Here is an 18,334-nt window from a genome sequence, read left to right on the forward strand (position 1 = left end):
AAATCCGCTTTCAACCTATAAGATTTTTGTTATTTTTACAGAAAAACAATTCAAATGCGTCATTATTTTGTGCTCTTTATTTTCGGAATACTTTTAATTGCCAGTTCATGCCGGACTGATTTTGATACGGTTGCCAGCTCCGGAGATTTAAAATTTTCAAAAGACACTGTTTATTTAGATACCGTTTTTAAAAATATCGGATCGAGCACTTATAACTTAAAGGTTTACAACCGTGGTAAAGACGATATTAATATTCCAATCATTCAGCTAAAAAACGGTTTAAACTCCAAATACCGAATGACCGTTGACGGAATGAACGGTAATAACGGCAAGATTTTTAACAATATTACACTTTTAGCCAAAGACAGCTTGTATATTTTCATTGAAACAACCGCAGATATTACAGATGCTAATCCCGTTGATTTTTTATATACCGATGAAATTCAGTTTGACAGCGGCTCTAATCTCCAAAAGGTCGCTTTGGTAACCCTGATTCAGGACGCTGTATTTTTATATCCAAAGCAAAATCCTGACGGAAGCAAAGAAAAAATTCAGATTGACGGTAAAGACGCAGACGGTTTTTTTCTCGATGAGAATGATGATACAAACGGAAATGAATTACTTTTTACAAATGATAAACCGTATGTAATTTACGGATACGCAGGAGTTCCCGAAAACAAAACGGTGACTTTTGAAGCCGGATCGAGAGTACATTTTCACGATAACTCAGGGCTATTTGTAAGTAACAAAGCTTCACTTCAGATTAATGGAAATGTTTCAACTACCAAAAACTTAGAGAATGAAGTGATTTTTGAAGGAGATCGTTTAGAACCTGAATATTCTGATGTTCCGGGACAATGGAATTCAATTATTTTTGCTGATGGAAGTACGAATCATTTCATAAATCACCTCACTTTAAAAAATGCAAAAATTGGTCTGGATATACGAAATCAGGATGCCAGCACTTTTCAGATTAAAAACACACAGATTTACGATTGTTCCAATTACGGAATTCTGGCTCAAAATGCTAAAATCAATGGAGAGAACATCGTTATTAATTATGCAGGTTTAGCAGCTTTATCATGCGTTTATGGAGGCGATTATAAATTTACCCACTGTACATTTAACAACACCTGGTCCGGCGGGCTACAATTTGCTGTTAATTTGAGTAACAAACTTGACGGAGCAACTCCTGAAGCTAATCCGCTGACTCAGGCTACTTTTAATAATTGTATCATTTACGGTTCAAATACTAACGAATTCAATTTAGACAAAAATGCTACTACAACTTTTGTTTTTCAGTTAAATAACTGTTTACTGAAATTCGGCAGCACATCAAACCCTGACTATCAATTCGGCACAGATACCGCTCATTATAACGCTATTATTTTGAACGAAAACCCAAAGTTTTTTAATCTAAACCTGAATAAGCTTAACATAGATAATACTTCTGCCGCTTTCGCGAAAGGGAATCAGGCGTATATAATTCCGTTGGATATTATTGGAAGTGCCAGAACTTCTCCACCTGATTTAGGTGCCTATCAGAATAAGGATTTTCCAAAGCAGCCGTAAATTTAGCCAAGGGTTTTAAAAGAAAATATATAACAAAAAATGCTTTTATTAATGATTTCATAACATTGTCGTAGATTTGATCAACTAATTTTGGACCGAATTATTACTATTTATTTTAATTGTATCCATCAAACTACATCTGTTTATGAAAAAATTTTACATTCTATTTTTTACACTTTATACTATTTTTTGCTCTGCTCAGGCACCAGCCAATTATTATTCCACAGCTACAGGAACAGGGTATACCCTAAAAACCCAACTGTACAATATTATTAAAGATCACACTGATAACGGCTATGCCGGTTTATACATTACTTATCAAACATCTGACATTGATAATTTTTATGAAAATGACGGATCAATACTAGATATGTATTCTGAAAATCCTAACGGAAATGATCCTTATAATTACAGCGCAGGTGCCACACAAAGATGCGGATCAGCTGGATATTCAAATGAAGGAGATTGCTATAACAGAGAACATATTATTCCGCAATCTGTATTTGATGAAAAAGCACCAATGGTTTCTGATGCTCATTTTATAACTCCGACTGACGGAAAAGTAAACGGAATGAGATCTAATTACCCCCATTCAGTCGTAGTTCAGGCATCAGAAAAGAGTCTTAATGAAAGTAGATTAGGAGTAAGTACAACTGCGGGTTATTCAGGACTCGTTTTTGAACCAATAGATGAGTTTAAAGGTGATATTGCCCGAATGTATTTTTATTTTGCAACACGTTACGAGAACACTGTCTCGGGTTATTCATACCCAATGTTTAACGGAACTTCGAACAAGGTTTTTACTTCTGCTTTTTTAAGTCAGCTTATTGCGTGGCACAATCAGGATCCGGTAAGTGCACGCGAAATAGCACGTAATAATGCCATTTATGCACGCCAGAACAATCGTAATCCTTATATTGATCATCCCGAATATGTTGCTGCTGTCTGGACTACTGAAGCAGATGATACAACTGTTCCAACAGCTCCTTCAAATTTAACAGTAGTTTCAAGTACCTCTAACTCTGTTAATTTAACATGGTCGGCTGCGACAGATAACGTAGCTGTTACTGGATATGCTGTATATGTTAATTCGGTTTTTAAACAAAATGACACCGGACTTAGTACTACAATTACAGGACTTACCCCTTCTACATCTTATAATTTTTATGTAGTTGCCAGAGACGCTTCTAATAACATATCAGTTCCAAGTTCAACTGTAAACGGAGTTACAGCAGCCTCAACAGGAGGAGGAACTATAGGTTCAGAAATTTTCTTTTCAGAATATGTAGAAGGCAGCGGAAACAACAAAATATTAGAAATATCAAATTTTACTGGCTCAGCAATAAATTTATCAGGCTATTCAATTAAAAAACAATCAAATGGTGCCGGAGCATGGGGACCGGGATTAGCTCTAACCGGAACAATTAATGATGGTGCTTCTTATGTAATTGCTTATAGTTTAGCAGCGACAACCTGTTATAATCCAGCTAGTGCTAATTTATCGAGCAACAGTACTGATATTCAGTATAATGGAAATGATCCAATAGGATTGTTTAAAAATAATGTTTTGATTGACATTATCGGAACTTTTGATGGAGGAGCTCCTAATTTTGCGATAGATGAAACATTAAGAAGAAAACCGAATGTAACGGGACCAAATACTACTTTTAACAAAAGTGGAGAATGGGATGTTTATGCTAAAGATACTTGTTCAGGACTTGGAAGTCATGCCGTGACATTGTCAAATGAAGAGTTTAATACAGCTGAATTTTCAATTTATCCAAATCCGGTAACACACCAATTCACAATTAATTTTAAAGATGATAGCGATGAGTCTTTTTCAATAGCTATTTATTCTTTATTAGGGCAAAAAGTTTTTGAAAGACAAAACACTAACACTAAAACAGTTGAAGTTCAAAGTTTTTCAAAAGGCACCTATCTTATTAAAATAACTAAAGATTCAAAAACACTGACTAAAAAAATAATAATCAATTAATAAAAATTACAACGATACAGAATTAAAAAGCGGCAAAATTGTCGCTTTTTTTTTTGAGTTGAATTGACTAAATTTGCACCTCAATACAACAAACTACACAAATGATCCATTTCTTTGAAAACCAAAGCAAAACTGTTTTTGCCGTACAAACGCAAAACGAAATTTCAGCTCAAGACATTTCAAAATTAAACTGGCTTTTTGCCGACGCAAACAAGATCGAAAAATCTGCATTGACAGGATTTTTTGTTGGTCCACGTGCCACTATGATTACACCCTGGAGTACAAATGCTGTAGAAATCACTCAAAATATGGGTGTTCCGGGCATTATCAGAATTGAAGAATTTCATCCGGCAACGGAAGATTTCACTGATTTTGACCCGATGCTTTTTCAGAAATTCAACGAATTAGATCAGGAAATTTTCACTATCAACATTCAGCCGGAACCAATTCTGGAGATTGAAGATATTGCTACTTACAATAAAGTTGAAGGTTTAGCTTTAAGCGAAGAAGAAGTAGATTACTTGAATAATCTTGCAACTAAATTAGGAAGAAAGTTAACTGACTCTGAAATTTTTGCTTTCTCTCAAGCGAATTCAGAGCACTGTCGTCACAAAATTTTCAACGGAACTTTTGTTATCGATGGTGAAGAAAAAGAAACTTCTCTTTTCAAATTAATCAAAAAAACATCTCAGGAAAATCCTAATGATATTGTGTCTGCTTACAAAGACAACGTTGCTTTTGTAAAAGGACCAAAAGTGCAGCAATTTGCACCAAAATCGGCAGACAAGCCTGATTTTTACGAAATAAAAGAATTTGATTCTGTTTTATCTTTAAAAGCAGAAACACACAATTTTCCAACAACAGTTGAGCCTTTTAACGGAGCTGCAACAGGATCTGGAGGAGAAATTCGTGACCGTTTAGCTGGAGGGCAAGGTTCGTTACCATTGGCAGGGACTGCTGTTTACATGACTTCATATTCTCGTTTAAAGTCCTTCGACTCCGCTCAGGATGACAGACCGTGGGAAAATGCTGTTGAAGAAAGAAAATGGCTGTATCAAACACCAATGGATATTTTGATCAAAGCTTCAAACGGAGCTTCAGATTTTGGAAATAAATTTGGACAACCGCTTATTACAGGTTCTGTTTTAACTTTCGAACATTCAGAAAACGACCGTAAAATTGGTTACGATAAAGTAATTATGCAGGCGGGCGGAATTGGTTACGGAAAATTAAATCAGGCAATAAAACACAAACCACAAGAAGGCGATAAAATCGTCATTCTTGGAGGAGAAAATTATAGAATCGGAATGGGTGGTGCTGCGGTTTCATCTGCAGATACAGGAGCTTTCGGTTCAGGAATTGAGTTAAATGCGATTCAACGTTCTAATCCTGAAATGCAAAAACGTGCTGCAAATGCCATTCGTGGTTTGGTAGAAAGCGATAATAATCCTATTGTTTCTATTCACGATCACGGAGCTGGTGGGCACTTAAACTGTCTTTCGGAATTGGTGGAAGAAACTGGAGGTTTAATCGATTTGGATAAATTACCTGTTGGAGATCCAACACTTTCAGCAAAAGAAATTATCGGTAACGAATCTCAGGAAAGAATGGGATTGGTTATTGGTCAAAAAGATATCGATACCTTACAAAGAATTGCCGACAGAGAGCGTTCACCAATGTATCAGGTTGGAGATGTAACGGGAGATCACCGTTTTACTTTCCAATCTCAATCAAATGGATCAAAACCGATGGATTATGCTTTAGAAGATTTCTTCGGAAGCTCTCCAAAAACGGTTATGACAGACAAAACTATCGATAGAAAATATGCTGCTGTTGGGTACAATGCAGGAGATTTTGAAACCTATTTAAAAGATGTTTTACGTTTAGAAGCTGTTGCTTCAAAAGACTGGTTGACCAATAAAGTTGACCGTTGCGTAGGTGGAAAAGTAGCGAAACAGCAAAATGCAGGACCTTTACAATTGCCTTTGAATAATGTCGGAGTTATGGCTCTGGATTATTTAGGTAAAGAAGGAATTGCAACTTCTATCGGCCACGCTCCTATTGCTGCTTTAATTGATCCCGTTGCAGGATCTAGAAATGCTATTGCAGAATCGTTATCAAACATTGTTTGGGCTCCAATTAAAGATGGTTTAAAAGGAATTTCATTATCTGCAAACTGGATGTGGGCTTGTAAAAACGAAGGTGAAGACGCTCGTTTGTACGCTGCAGTTGAAGGTTGTTCGGAATTTGCAATTGAATTGGGAATCAATATTCCGACAGGAAAAGATTCACTTTCGATGAAACAAAAATATCCAAATGACGAAGTAATCGCACCTGGAACGGTTATTATTTCGGCTGGAGGAAACTGTACAGATATTAGAAAAGTAGTTGAACCGGTTTTACAGAAAAACGGAGATTCTATTTATTATATCAATTTGTCTCAGGATGATTTCAAATTAGGAGGTTCTTCTTTTGCACAAATTAGAAACACCATCGGAAACGAAACTTCTACTATTAAAGACGCTTCTTTTTTCAAAAATGCTTTTAATACCATCCAGGAATTAATCGGCGAAAGCCAAATTTTAGCCGGTCACGATATTGGAAGCGGTGGTTTAATTACTACTTTATTAGAATTGTGCTTTGCAGATGTGAATTTGGGAGCTAAAATTGATTTCAGCGCTTTCGCAGAAAAAGACCTATTGAAAATCCTTTTCGCTGAAAACATCGGAATTGTTTTCCAGGCTAAATCTGATGCCGCTGTTGAAGCTAAATTGAATGCTAATAATATCGAATTTTTCAAATTAGGGAAAGCGACAACTACTGAGACTTTAGACCTTGGACTTTGGACTTTAGACATAAAAGCTTATAGAGATATTTGGTTCGAAACTTCTTATTTATTAGATCAAAAACAATCTAAAAACGGAAGAGCTCAGGCACGTTTTGAAAACTATAAAAATCAGGTTTTAAATTATACTTTCCCTGCACACTTTACAGGAAAAGCACCTGTAATCGACAATTCTAAACCAAGACCAAAAGCAGCTATTATCCGTGAAAAAGGAAGTAATTCTGAGCGTGAAATGGCAAATGCTATGTACTTAGCAGGTTTTGATGTAAAAGACGTTCACATGACCGATTTAATTTCTGGACGTGAAACGCTTGAAGACATTCAGTTTATTGGTGCTGTTGGAGGATTCTCTAACTCAGATGTTTTAGGTTCTGCAAAAGGATGGGCCGGAGCTTTTAAATACAATGAAAAAGCCAACAATGCTTTAAAGAATTTCTTTGCCAGAAAAGACACACTTTCTGTTGGAATTTGTAATGGATGTCAGTTGTTAATGGAATTAGAATTGATTAATCCGGAACATGAAATTCACGGAAAAATGCACCATAATGATAGCCAGAAACACGAAAGTATCTTTACATCGGTAACGGTTCAGGAAAACAATTCGGTTATGTTATCAACTTTGGCAGGAAGTACTTTGGGAGTTTGGGTTTCTCACGGAGAAGGTAAATTTAAATTACCTTATGCAGAAGATCAATACAACATTGTTTCTAAATATGCTTACGAAGGTTATCCTGCAAACCCTAATGGTTCTGACTACAACACGGCAATGCTATGTGACAAAACCGGAAGACATTTAGTAATGATGCCTCATATTGAGCGTTCGACTTTCCAATGGAACTGGGCGCATTATCCAAAAGACAGAAATGACGAGGTTTCGCCTTGGCATGAAGCTTTTGTGAATGCCAGAAAATGGATTGAGAAAAACTAAAATACTACTTATATAAACGCAAAAACGTCCGAAAATATTCGGACGTTTTTTTTATTACTATATTTTAATAAACTTTTTATTCCTTACAATCCACTTTCGTCAATGTATTTTTTACATCAAATTTTAATACTTTTCTATCTTTAAAACTCACTTTCCCATTGGTTTCTACGATATCCCCTGCTGTGCGAAGTCACCCGACTTCGTACCCGTTACCATATGCCACTCAAACCTTTTTTGGCAGTTGCATACTCACTGATAACCCTTGAAACAAATACAATTATCAAGACATTCACGGAAAAAGTCAGGAGACTTTTATCATATTTTATGGCTTTCAAGAGCTTTTAAAAAATCGCAAAGTCATGAGACTTCGGAGCGGGTAAATCTCGCGAATACTTATTTCAGTACAAGGAAAAAATTTCTGTTTTAAATAGCAGCATTGTCAATACCTCCAAACGAAAGGATTCGTGCGGTAGCAGAGGAGATTCAAAACTAAATCACATATTAGAAAATAAAATATAGATGATCTTTAATAACATCATTACAAATAATATTATTGAAAATATTCTGACATATTTTGTTCTTATAGCCATTAATTTACCAAATTCAGACATAGATGTACTGTTTTTAGAATCTTTATCTTTTTTTAAAAAAAATGTTGATCCAAAAAACAATAAAATTGATACGAAAAGTAAAGGGATTAATTTAAATATTTCGGTCATAACTAAAGTTTCAATTGATTTTTAGGAGAATTAAATTTTGTCCAACTATCTTCCAGCACTGGAACTACATATGCTTCTGAAAATGATTTGAAAGCATTCAGTAGATATTTCATAGTATTGTATGGCACTCCTGCCTCAATAGCTCTTCCCATACCAAAAGTAACACCCTGCTATGCGAAGTCTCCCGACTTCGTACCCGTTCCTATATAGCACTCAAACCTTTTTTGGCAGTTGCATACTCACCGATAACCCTTGAAACAAATACAATTATCAAGACATTCACGGAAAAAGTCGGGAGACTTTTATCATATTTTACAGCTTTCAAGAACTTTTAAAAATCCGCAAAGTCGATAGTTCACCTCTGCTTTCCTTTGAATAAATTTACTCTTTTTTAAACTAATCCAAAGTAAAGGCAAAGTCAGAGACATTTGCGCAGCTTTTCAAAAGAACACTTCGGGGAGCGGGGGCGGAGCATATCCGAGCAATCGGATTCAAAACATCATTTTTTTGCAGCTTGGCCCGATTTCTTTGTAGGCACGAGCCTGAGGCATCGCGCTAGCCTTTACTTAATTCTGCTTACGCCAGCCGGTGAATCTTCGAAGAGCATGATTATTATCTTATTTATAATCAAATTTATTTTAGTTCAAAGGAACTTTATTAGTATTTATTTGTCCTCTAAAAATCATATAATTTTCTTTACGCATTTTTGCAAGAATCTTCTTTTTCTTGATGTTTAAAAAACCTGATTGATATAAATTTAAACTAATACTTAAATCACTATTTGAAATCATTTTCATTTTTAGTCCTATTTTTTCTCCCTCTGTTAAGAAATCGTCTAAACAAAAACTAATAGTTTCACTTGTATTGCTTTTAATAAAAAAAACATCATACTTTTTTATGTTCTTGTTTCCTTCTGTTAATTTTTCAAATTTAACTTCCGCTATTGGTGTTTCAACGGAGTCATTTTTAAATATATTAATTTTTGTATAAGAGTCAGAAGAAAAGTCTGGAGCCTTGTTCTCAAAGGTAAAGTTTTTATTAATCACATAATTTACATTTGTTTTATTACTCAAAACGATTTCTAAAATTATTTTTTTATTTTCATCTAACTTTGAATTTAAAATTTTGTACTCAATACTTTGAGCATAATTCATACTAAAAAAAAACAATACAATTGATAAGAATTTCAGTTTCATAGCTATTCTTTTAATAAGTTTTGATAATAATTTATACTTGATTGAGCATTAGGATCTCCATAAAATTTATTAAACATTATCTTAGTATTAAGTTCTTCTTGGTATCTTTGGGCATCCGTCATTGAGTGAAAGCTAGTATAAGTCATATTCTTCATATTCAATATATGCGTAAACTCTTCTCCAATTGTATAAACAAAATCTAAATTAGTTTTTATTGCAGACTTCGACAGTGATACTAACCAACTATTATCTTCCATTATCGTTGATTCTCCGTACGCTTGAGTTCCATTATTTGACACTATTGCTTCTCTAAATTCATAATTTACCAATACCTCGCTATCAACATTAATAGCTAAAGTTTTCAATTCTTTTACAGCATTTATGATATCCCAAAAATTTTTGTCTTTAAATCTAAACTTACCATCAGGATCTATTCCTTTCGCTTCTAGTTGTTCTCTAAAAGATTTGTTCTCCTGTATTTTATGAGCAAAATGATTCAATCCAGAAATCACCAATCCTGTAACAGCTCCCTGCCAAAAGTTTCCACCAGTTAAAGCAGCTCCTGCGCCACCAGAAACTGTTCCAAAAGCAATCATACCTGCTCCTGAACTCCTGAAACTATTGCCCCATCCTAATGTAGTATCATCTAAAGTATTACCATCCCAACTAAAAAGACTGCTAGCCACACTACTCAATGCCCCAGCCGCAAAGCCACTCCAAAACTTACCACCTGCAATACCTGTCATAGCCCCTTGAAAAGTACCATGAGCAATTGCCTGAAAAGCACCTCTTGCTACTTGCTGCCAGCCACAACTAACCCAATTTGTAAACATAGAATTCGCTGCACTACCAATCCCAAATGTCACTGCAGCACTTGCCGCCCCAATAAAAGTTGCTTTTGCCAAACCGCCTACACTAAAAGGTACATCTGCCAATAGTGCTGTCATTGTATAGGTAAATGCCGCTATTGCTGCCCCAATTCCTACTGCAGCTAAAAAAGCAATTTCCCCGCTAGGATCCGTATACATCAACGGGTTATTCAACACATATGCATACCTGTTGTAATTCTGGGTATTCTCCGGCTGCTGTATAAAGTTGTCCGGCATTAAAAAAGAACGTAAAACAGGGTCGTACAAACGGCCATTCATGTGGATCAGTCCTACTTCTGCCAGATGTTCGTGGCTGGTATAATCACGGTCGAGCATCATCAGTGCTGCTCCTGTACCGTTTGCAGGCAGGGTAATCGCAACACCGTTTTTCTGCAATTTGGTTAGATTTCCCCAGGCATCAAACTGTCGTCTTTCTACCGCTATTCCTGCGTTATCTGAAATGGCAATAATGCTTCCCAGATAATCCCTGTGAAGATAATATTTTTTGTCTGTAATGGCACCTGTAGCGATCGTTTTTGTTTTCTCGATATACAAAGGTGCTCCGTATGCATCACCTCCTACATAGGTACGTATGGTAACTTCTGTAGGAGTTCTTATAATTTCTACTGTACCGTCATCCGTATAATTCTTGGTTTTGGTATAGATACCCTCTGCCCCGGGAGATGGAATCTGGTAACCAAATTTCATGGTCTGTCTTGACAGATGTGAATTGTAGGAAAATGCTGTACTGCCTTTATCGCTTTCGTTGATCGATATCGGGCTTTTAAACATATTATAGGTTACCAATTGTTTAGGCAGCTCGTTGTAATAGGCCGCTCCCTCTGTTGTCAGCTCTATTTCCTTCTTCTGGTAAATTCCGGTATTGAAATTACCGTTGTAGGTTACCGTACCGAGTTTGTTGTTAGTGGTAATCCTTCCTCTGTCATCATACGCATTCGAATCGACAATACCTGTTAAAGGGTTGGTCCAGTTGGTGAGTCGGTCCAGAGCATCATAGGTAAAAGTCTCATTGGTTCCCAAAGCCACATTCTGGCGATTGCTCAGGGTTGCTTTTATCGCATTGAAGCTATAGGTATTGTTTATAATATTAATACTGTTTTTAGTGTGCTTCTGGGAAGTGTAATACCCATGAGCATCATACGTGCTTGTTATGGCCACTCCGTTACCCAGGTTTTCGGTTAGCGGCTGCATTTTTTCATTTGCTGTATTAAGCTGCCATAAAACAGTATCATTGGCATCTGTCAGCTTGTCCATGATCCCGTTGTAGGCATTGTAACTGTTTTTTGTGATGACCGATTCGCTTAACCCGGACGTGAGATCCTGTGTAGCGTTTGTTGCCTTGACGGGTCTTCCATAACTATCGTAAGTTATGGTTTTGGTTTGTGTAAAAGCGGCATTGGTCTCTGTGTTGGTTACAGGCCTATGGAATTCATCATAGGTATAGCCAAAACTGTCTATGTTTCCTCCCAGACTATTTTTGCTGACCTCACTTGTCAGCTGAGCAAAAGAGTTATAGACATAATCGGTCTCGATATCGGCTCCGTCTCCTGATACTTTTCTTTTGGTTACCTTTCCGAACTCATCATAGGTGGTATCGGTTCTTCCTTTGGGAGTGGTTTCTGCAGTTAACTGTCCAAAGGCATCATAACTATAGGTATAGGTACCTGCATTGGGATCGGTCATGGCGGTTTTATTGCCCCAGCCATCGATAGTGATGTTTACTTTATGCCCGCCATAATTAGATTCTTTTAATTGTCCATTGGCATAATAGATAAAACTGATGGTACCGCCCGGATCTGTGGTCTGGGTTTTATTACCCAGTGCATCCACTGTTGCGGTTGTGGTTTTTCCGTCATCAACGCTTGTGGTAGTCAGCCCTGAATACGATAAGGTCTGGATCCTGCCTGTTGGCTGTGTTATTTTGGTCGGACGCATCAGGTAATCGTATTCATATGCTACCCATCGGCTTGGGGATGAAAAATAAGGTTCGCTTTCTTTCGTCTTTCTTCCCAGTCCATCATAAACTACTTGTTTTGAGATTGTCGAATTGACTGCTAACCCTTTTGTTGTGGTGATAACCGCTCTTCCCAATACATCGTATTGTGTGATGCTTTTGGCATTATCGCCTACTGTATTCTGGCTTGTAGTGGTGTAACCTCCATCGGATAATTTGGCATAGGTAATAGTGGTTTCCAATGGTACCGCAGATGCTCCGGTGGTTTTGGTTTTGGTCAGTTTTCCCCAATTATCAAAAGTATAATCGCTTACTACGCCCAAAGGGCTTGTTGATTGTGTTACCTGCCCCAGTGTATTGTAAACAAAAGTTGTTATAAAGTTCTGGTGATCTGTTTTTTTGATCACAAAACGTTTGGTGGCATCGTACTCGTCTGTTATTTTTCGTGCTGTAGGTGCCGGCAAGGCATTGGGTGCAGAGACCGTTTTGGTCAGCAGATTTCCCACGGCATCATAAGTCATGTCCTCTACAATGGCATAATTATTATGTCCTTTTTTTTCTGTACGGCTCAGGTTTGTTCCTGTGTAGGTATACGCTTCTTCAGACGTTCGGGTATCTCCTGTATGAATACTGGTCGAAGTATTTACTTTTTTAGGTCTTCCTATATAATACGAACTTCCGGTTCCTGATGGATTATTTTCATATTGTGTATCAACTGTTGTAGTACCCTGCAAGGTTGAACCGCTGTACTTTTTGGTAACCGTTCTGGTTTCCAAGCCATAATAACTTGCACTTTCAGAAGCTCCGTCGTAACTGAAAACAGTTTCATTTTTTATGCCTGACAAATGGTCTGTTGTGGTCTGTTTGGTCAATAAAACATTGAAAACACTATTGTTGGAAACCGGGGCATTGCTACCACCCTGAGCAGCAGCAGGAGTTGCTTGAAATTTGGTGTTGTCTGCAGCACTGACATGAAATCCGGGTTTTAAAATAATGACAGGCGCCTGATAATTGACTGCTATATCCTGCCCTATACCAGATAAAGCAGTTATAGAGGTGCCTGCTTTATAGGTCTGCCCCACGGTTACAGGTGTTGTAATGGTCATAACATTTTCAATCTGACTATACGAACTACCAACCCCTTCGTATCTTCTATAACCACTAAAAACATTTGTTTTAGTGCTCAATAAATCAGAAGGTACTGCATCAAAAACCGTAGCCCCGTTTGTACTTGACCACGTTATGGTATTGGCTCCCCTAAGATTGACATCATTGTGCTGCGTTGTCCAGATTTTGGTATCCGATTCCGATAAATACCAGCTGCTTCTTGTAGTTCGGGTAAAGCCGACTGTCCCGTAATTAAAATTGGACACATAGCCACGGTACCTAAAATCCTGGTATTTGGAAACACCATTGATGGCAGCAGTTAGTTTAGAAACTAAATAACTTGATGGGTTTCTGACAATCTCAATATTGGGATAGTTTACAACATCTGCGGAAGAATAAAAATCAGTACTACCATTACCTAATATAGTGCCACCCTCAGGTGCCATCATAGGCTTGTACTCAATGGTCTGGATAATCTTTCCATTGGCCTCTGTTACGGTTTTTAATCTATTATCAGAATCAAAATCCTTATTGAACTGGTAATATTCGATTTTATTATGATGCCCCCGAACAATGACAAGATCGGTATTAGCTCCATTGTATCTGTAATTCGAAACTAATGGAATCGGAATATCAGGAGAATCGGAAAAAAAACCCGATGGGCCAAATATTGGTAAAATATTATCATTCTTCGAATCATAAGTCATAGGAAATGCAGTGGCACTGGCTATATTCCCTATATTATTGGTATATCCCTTTACCCACCATTCTGTATTATGGTCGTTAATTGTCCAACCTGGTTTATAATACCTTCTCCACACCCTTACAATATCTGATTTACCATCTTTGTTAATATCAATGGCATAATAACTACTAAAGTGGGTTTGTGAATTGTAGTGAGTTCCTGTATTAGGCCAATACTCTACAATATTGTGTGATTCTTTTACAAAAAATTCTCCTCCGGTCGGTTTTGGATTGCTGTAATAAATATGCCATAAAGTTTGTCCTGATCCACCCTCAGAGTCCGGTAACATTATATCCGTTTTACCATCTCCGTTATAATCTCCTAAAAGAGGTTGTTTTGTATCTGAATACTTATCTAAAATTCCTGAACCGATTATTTCTAATTCAACCCATGGGCTTACTGTTAGTTGTTTAAAACTAACTATTTTATAAGTTTTATCGTAATTAACTATCAATATATCAGCCTTCCCATCAGAATTAAAATCTGCTATATATTTTTTATCTCCTAATAAAACAGAACTATTTTCTAATTTAACAAAGCCTTTCTGCCCTAAAACTGTAGATGCATTTGGATTAAGATCCATTAAATGAAAATCATTCCCTTCATATGAATAATACTCAGTACAATATTCGTCTATCGGATATCCGTTATTATCATATATTACATAAGGATAAGTAATAATTCTTTGGTCTCTATTACTATCTATTAAAAATTCACTTACACCATCTCCATTAAAATCTCCTTCAAAGTAATCATTAAATTTTAAAAGATTTGCAATACTACTACAATATGAATCTGAATCTGGATCAATAATCATCGTATTATTAAAATCTATTGTCTTATTGTGGCTCAAGACGACTCCATTCCCAGATAAATTATACGTTTTAAACTCTATTGTGGTCAAAGTTTCATTAATATAAACAATCGACTGGAATTGGTTTAGTTTATTATCAGTGAGTGTAGTGGCAGCAAATTTGTAACGAATCCATACAGGTAAATCAATTGGGGTATTTCCTGTATTCTCCTGAAACAATTTTGTAAAAACCTTATTATCAGCAACAAAATCCAATTGACCATCGCCATCAAAATCACCTGCTAAATCTGCTTTACTAAAATTTAAGTTATTAGTATATTCTTTTACCTTTCTTGTAGTTGTAGTAGGTGTAGTATCATATTTAAAAACTACCGGATTTGATTCTTCTTGTTGAGCATTGACTTCCTTAATATTAAGAACCCTTTCATATCCGGAATCATCAGTAGTATGTTCAATTTTGTAAGTTCTGAAAATAGCATTATTAGCATATACATCTACAAATTTTAAAATTTGAGTAGCATAGACTGCAGCCCCTTTCATATAATCCCTTTCTATACGTTTTGCATTCTCATAGTTAAACGTTATTTTATCCTGAGCTGCAATTCCTGCTGTGGTATTTCCACTAAAAACAATGGAGTCAATATACAACTGGTTTGTACTGTTATAAGCTAAAGTTTTATAGTTATAATCAATAAAATTACCATAAGTATCTTCAAAACGGACAATATACCAGGAATTAACAGAAACGAAATTTTGCAGACTTCCTGCTCCTTTTGAACCATACCAGCTTCTGGAGCCATCGGGTGCCGTAACAATAAAATAAGTAACCGTACCCTCAACTTTTAATTCTATTTTGGTATTGCTTTTATATTCGGTTTCATACGTAGAGCCATTCGCCCAGTAGGTTCCTGTTTTTATTAATAATCGCTGGCCATCCAGAGACAGTTTATCGTTATTATCAAAATCAACTCCATCTACAAAACCGTCAATATCACGGCGTGTGGCTATACGGGTGATTGCCGAAATACTGTTGATGCCCCAGCCCTGCCCGGCAATTCCGCCTCTGACACCACTGCTGTAAGTAAGATTGATGATAGGTGCTACATTTTTGATACTTGGCGGCATGGCTATAGGTAAGGTATAGGTTGCCGTGCCTGATGCTGCTATTTGTAGTTCTCCTTTCGTATCTGTAAAATTTTGAGAAAAAGTAAAATGAGTTACTAAAATAAAAATAAAAAAGTAAAATTGTTTCATATAAGTTTAAGGTTGTTTTTTTCCTGTTTCTGGAATTTCAACAAGAATAAGAGATTCGAAAGTTTATATCTTCTTTATAACTGTTTCACAATTTTGAACGTTTTTGGCTCTCCTGATTTATAATGGAGCACAACGATATAAATCCCTGATGGATAAGACTGAAACAATATATTTTGAGTGTTCCTATTTTTAGTTTCCTGATACGTTTTTACTACCTGACCATTCATTGCAATTACCTGAATGGAAATGACATAATTGTCATTGGTCAATTCCCATTTAAGATACAGCTCTTCTTTTACCGGATTCGGATAATACGAAATCATATCCTGTCCTTCCATTTTTTCAAGATCTTCCTCAACAAGAGCCTCAATTTCCCTGACTTGCTTTCCTGTCTCTGGCGGGCAGTTAATGCACAATGTCCTGCTAGTTTGGTTACCGGCAGTATCATAACTAAATTTGATTTTTGTTGTTTGTGCAATACCCAAAAACGAAAAACTTAAAAAGGCCAGAAGCAAATATTTTTTCATAAACTTATTTTTTTAATTCTTTTTCGATTGTAGCTAATCTTTCGGCAAAGGATTTATAATTTTCGTTTTCTGCTCTCAAACGCTCCAGTTCTTTTTGCTGCTCTATAGTATAAAGAGTCAGTTCTTCAATTTTTTGAAGCAGAATATTAGACATTTCACCCAATGAAATTCCTTTTTCCTGCATTTCTTTTGCAGAAGGCACACCTGGTAAGTGATTATTTTTCTTTGTGAAATTTTCGATTTCTGTAAGGGTTGGCATTACATAATCTTCTTTTAATTCTGATTTACCAGTGTAGTATTTCTGGAAAACATAATCAGGAGTGATGTTCGTGTCTACAATTACTTCTTTAGAGTGGATGGTGCCGTTTACGGTCAGTTTTTGGTCTGGAAATGTGGTCCCAATCCCAACGTTACCTGTGAAATAGTTATTTGAACCATTTACTTCAAGCATGATTGTATTGTTTTTATCACGAATTCGCAAAGCATTTTGACTATTATTCACATCAATGTAAGAACCATAAGAAAAATTAGACCAATTAACTATGCGGTCATTTCCACCTAGCGAAAAGCTTTCGTTAATTCTAATTGAACCTGATATCGCAATAGTTCCATTTATAGACTGGTCTCCATTAAAAGTATTCCCGCCACGAGTAGCTAATTCATACCAAACAGGATTATTAGAACCGAGTCCACGGACAAATTTTCTAAAAAACAATCTGTCGTTTTCAAAATACGAACTTGCTATTTGCAATTGATTGTTGTTCTCAAGATTTGAATGACGCAAATTTATAAGATGATTCCAATCGTGAGAATTTGAATCAACCTTACCATTTGGATTTAATCCTTGATAAAATCCTGAAGGTAATTCTATGTTAAAATTAGTAAGCGTGGAAGCATAACCACTACCAATTTGCTGCGAAAAAGAAACTATGTTTACGAAAAGAAACGGAAGAATAAAAAGTATTTTTTTGAATTTCATGATTTATATTTTGTATGAATTTTTGGAGTAAAAATAAATTAAAAACATAGCCCCGTACAAACCAATTTAGCGATTTATCAAATTCATAATTAATCCTTAATATTAGTCTGACAAGCGTATAATTTTTTTAGTTTTATTCTTTTTAATTTATATTTTTTGCAATATATATCATACAAAAACTACAAGTTTTACTTTATTTCAATATAAACTTAAATGAAAAACGTCCGGAAAATTCCAGACGTGTGTTATTTATTTCTAATTTAAAATAGTGTTTACTCTTTACAATCCACTTTAGTCAATGTATTTTTTACATCAAATTTTAATGCTTTTCTGTCTTTAAAACTCACTTTCCCATTGGTTTCTACGATATCTCCGTAGCCTGCAATATAGGTTCCGTCTTTTTGCAGAAATGCGACTTCACGAACTGATGAAACTCCTTCAGAATTAAAAGTATAATCGGCTATAAGAGTATCCCCGTATATATTTCCGATTAAAGTTCCTTCGTTTTTATCCTTTCCTACTATATTATAACTTAGTTTTCCATTTACTTCCTGATGTGAATTTACATTAAAACTCATTTCGATTACACTTCCTTTTGCATTCCATGTATAACACTGATCTCCTGCAGGCTCAACAATTTCAGCTTCTTTGGGAGGATTTGGAGTTATCTGTGGAGGTGGCAGTGTTGTTTCTTTTTTACAGGAAATAAAAACACTACACATAACGATTACTATTGCTGATACTTTTTTCATAATTTTATTTTTACTGTGATTAGAGTATTAAAATTACTTGAAATAAAAAAAATCCA

8 protein-coding genes are annotated in these 18,334 nt (G+C 35.9%); 3 read left to right on the forward strand and 5 right to left on the reverse strand.

Annotated features, from left to right (window positions below; genetic code table 11):
• Window positions 1–54: 54 nt before the first annotated feature.
• The 3 genes from FLV_RS07555 (at window position 55) to purL (ending at window position 7,341) form a co-directional block, all read left to right on the forward strand.
• The gene (locus FLV_RS07555) at window positions 55–1,572 is read left to right on the forward strand and encodes a hypothetical protein (protein WP_243232487.1); all 1,518 of its coding nucleotides are present in this window, start codon (window positions 55–57) and stop codon (window positions 1,570–1,572) included.
• A 145-nt stretch (window positions 1,573–1,717) separates the two neighbouring features.
• Window positions 1,718–3,568, forward strand: coding sequence for an endonuclease (locus tag FLV_RS07560; RefSeq protein ID WP_243232493.1), 1,851 nt, complete (start codon window positions 1,718–1,720; stop codon window positions 3,566–3,568).
• 101 nt (window positions 3,569–3,669) lie between these two features.
• On the forward strand, window positions 3,670–7,341 hold the full coding sequence (purL, locus tag FLV_RS07565) for a phosphoribosylformylglycinamidine synthase (protein WP_243232495.1): 3,672 nt from the start codon (window positions 3,670–3,672) through the stop codon (window positions 7,339–7,341).
• Window positions 7,342–8,698: 1,357 nt separating this feature from the next.
• On the opposite strand, the gene FLV_RS07570 is transcribed toward purL, so the two are convergent.
• From FLV_RS07570 to FLV_RS07590, 5 genes are all read right to left on the reverse strand, one after another.
• On the reverse strand, window positions 8,699–9,256 hold the full coding sequence (locus FLV_RS07570; RefSeq protein WP_243232498.1) for a hypothetical protein: 558 nt from the start codon (window positions 9,254–9,256) through the stop codon (window positions 8,699–8,701).
• A gap of 2 nt (window positions 9,257–9,258) precedes the next feature.
• On the reverse strand, window positions 9,259–16,020 hold the full coding sequence (locus tag FLV_RS07575) for an RHS repeat-associated core domain-containing protein (RefSeq protein ID WP_243232500.1): 6,762 nt from the start codon (window positions 16,018–16,020) through the stop codon (window positions 9,259–9,261).
• A 74-nt stretch (window positions 16,021–16,094) separates the two neighbouring features.
• Window positions 16,095–16,547 (reverse strand): T9SS type A sorting domain-containing protein, encoded by a 453-nt coding sequence (locus tag FLV_RS07580; RefSeq protein WP_243232509.1) that lies wholly within the window; start codon window positions 16,545–16,547, stop codon window positions 16,095–16,097.
• A 4-nt stretch (window positions 16,548–16,551) separates the two neighbouring features.
• The gene (locus FLV_RS07585) at window positions 16,552–17,526 is read right to left on the reverse strand and encodes a tail fiber protein (RefSeq protein WP_243232511.1); all 975 of its coding nucleotides are present in this window, start codon (window positions 17,524–17,526) and stop codon (window positions 16,552–16,554) included.
• A gap of 272 nt (window positions 17,527–17,798) precedes the next feature.
• Window positions 17,799–18,278 (reverse strand): hypothetical protein, encoded by a 480-nt coding sequence (locus tag FLV_RS07590; protein ID WP_243232512.1) that lies wholly within the window; start codon window positions 18,276–18,278, stop codon window positions 17,799–17,801.
• Window positions 18,279–18,334 lie beyond the last annotated feature (56 nt).

Source organism: Flavobacterium pectinovorum (assembly GCF_022802975.1).
GTDB lineage: Bacteria > Bacteroidota > Bacteroidia > Flavobacteriales > Flavobacteriaceae > Flavobacterium > Flavobacterium pectinovorum_B.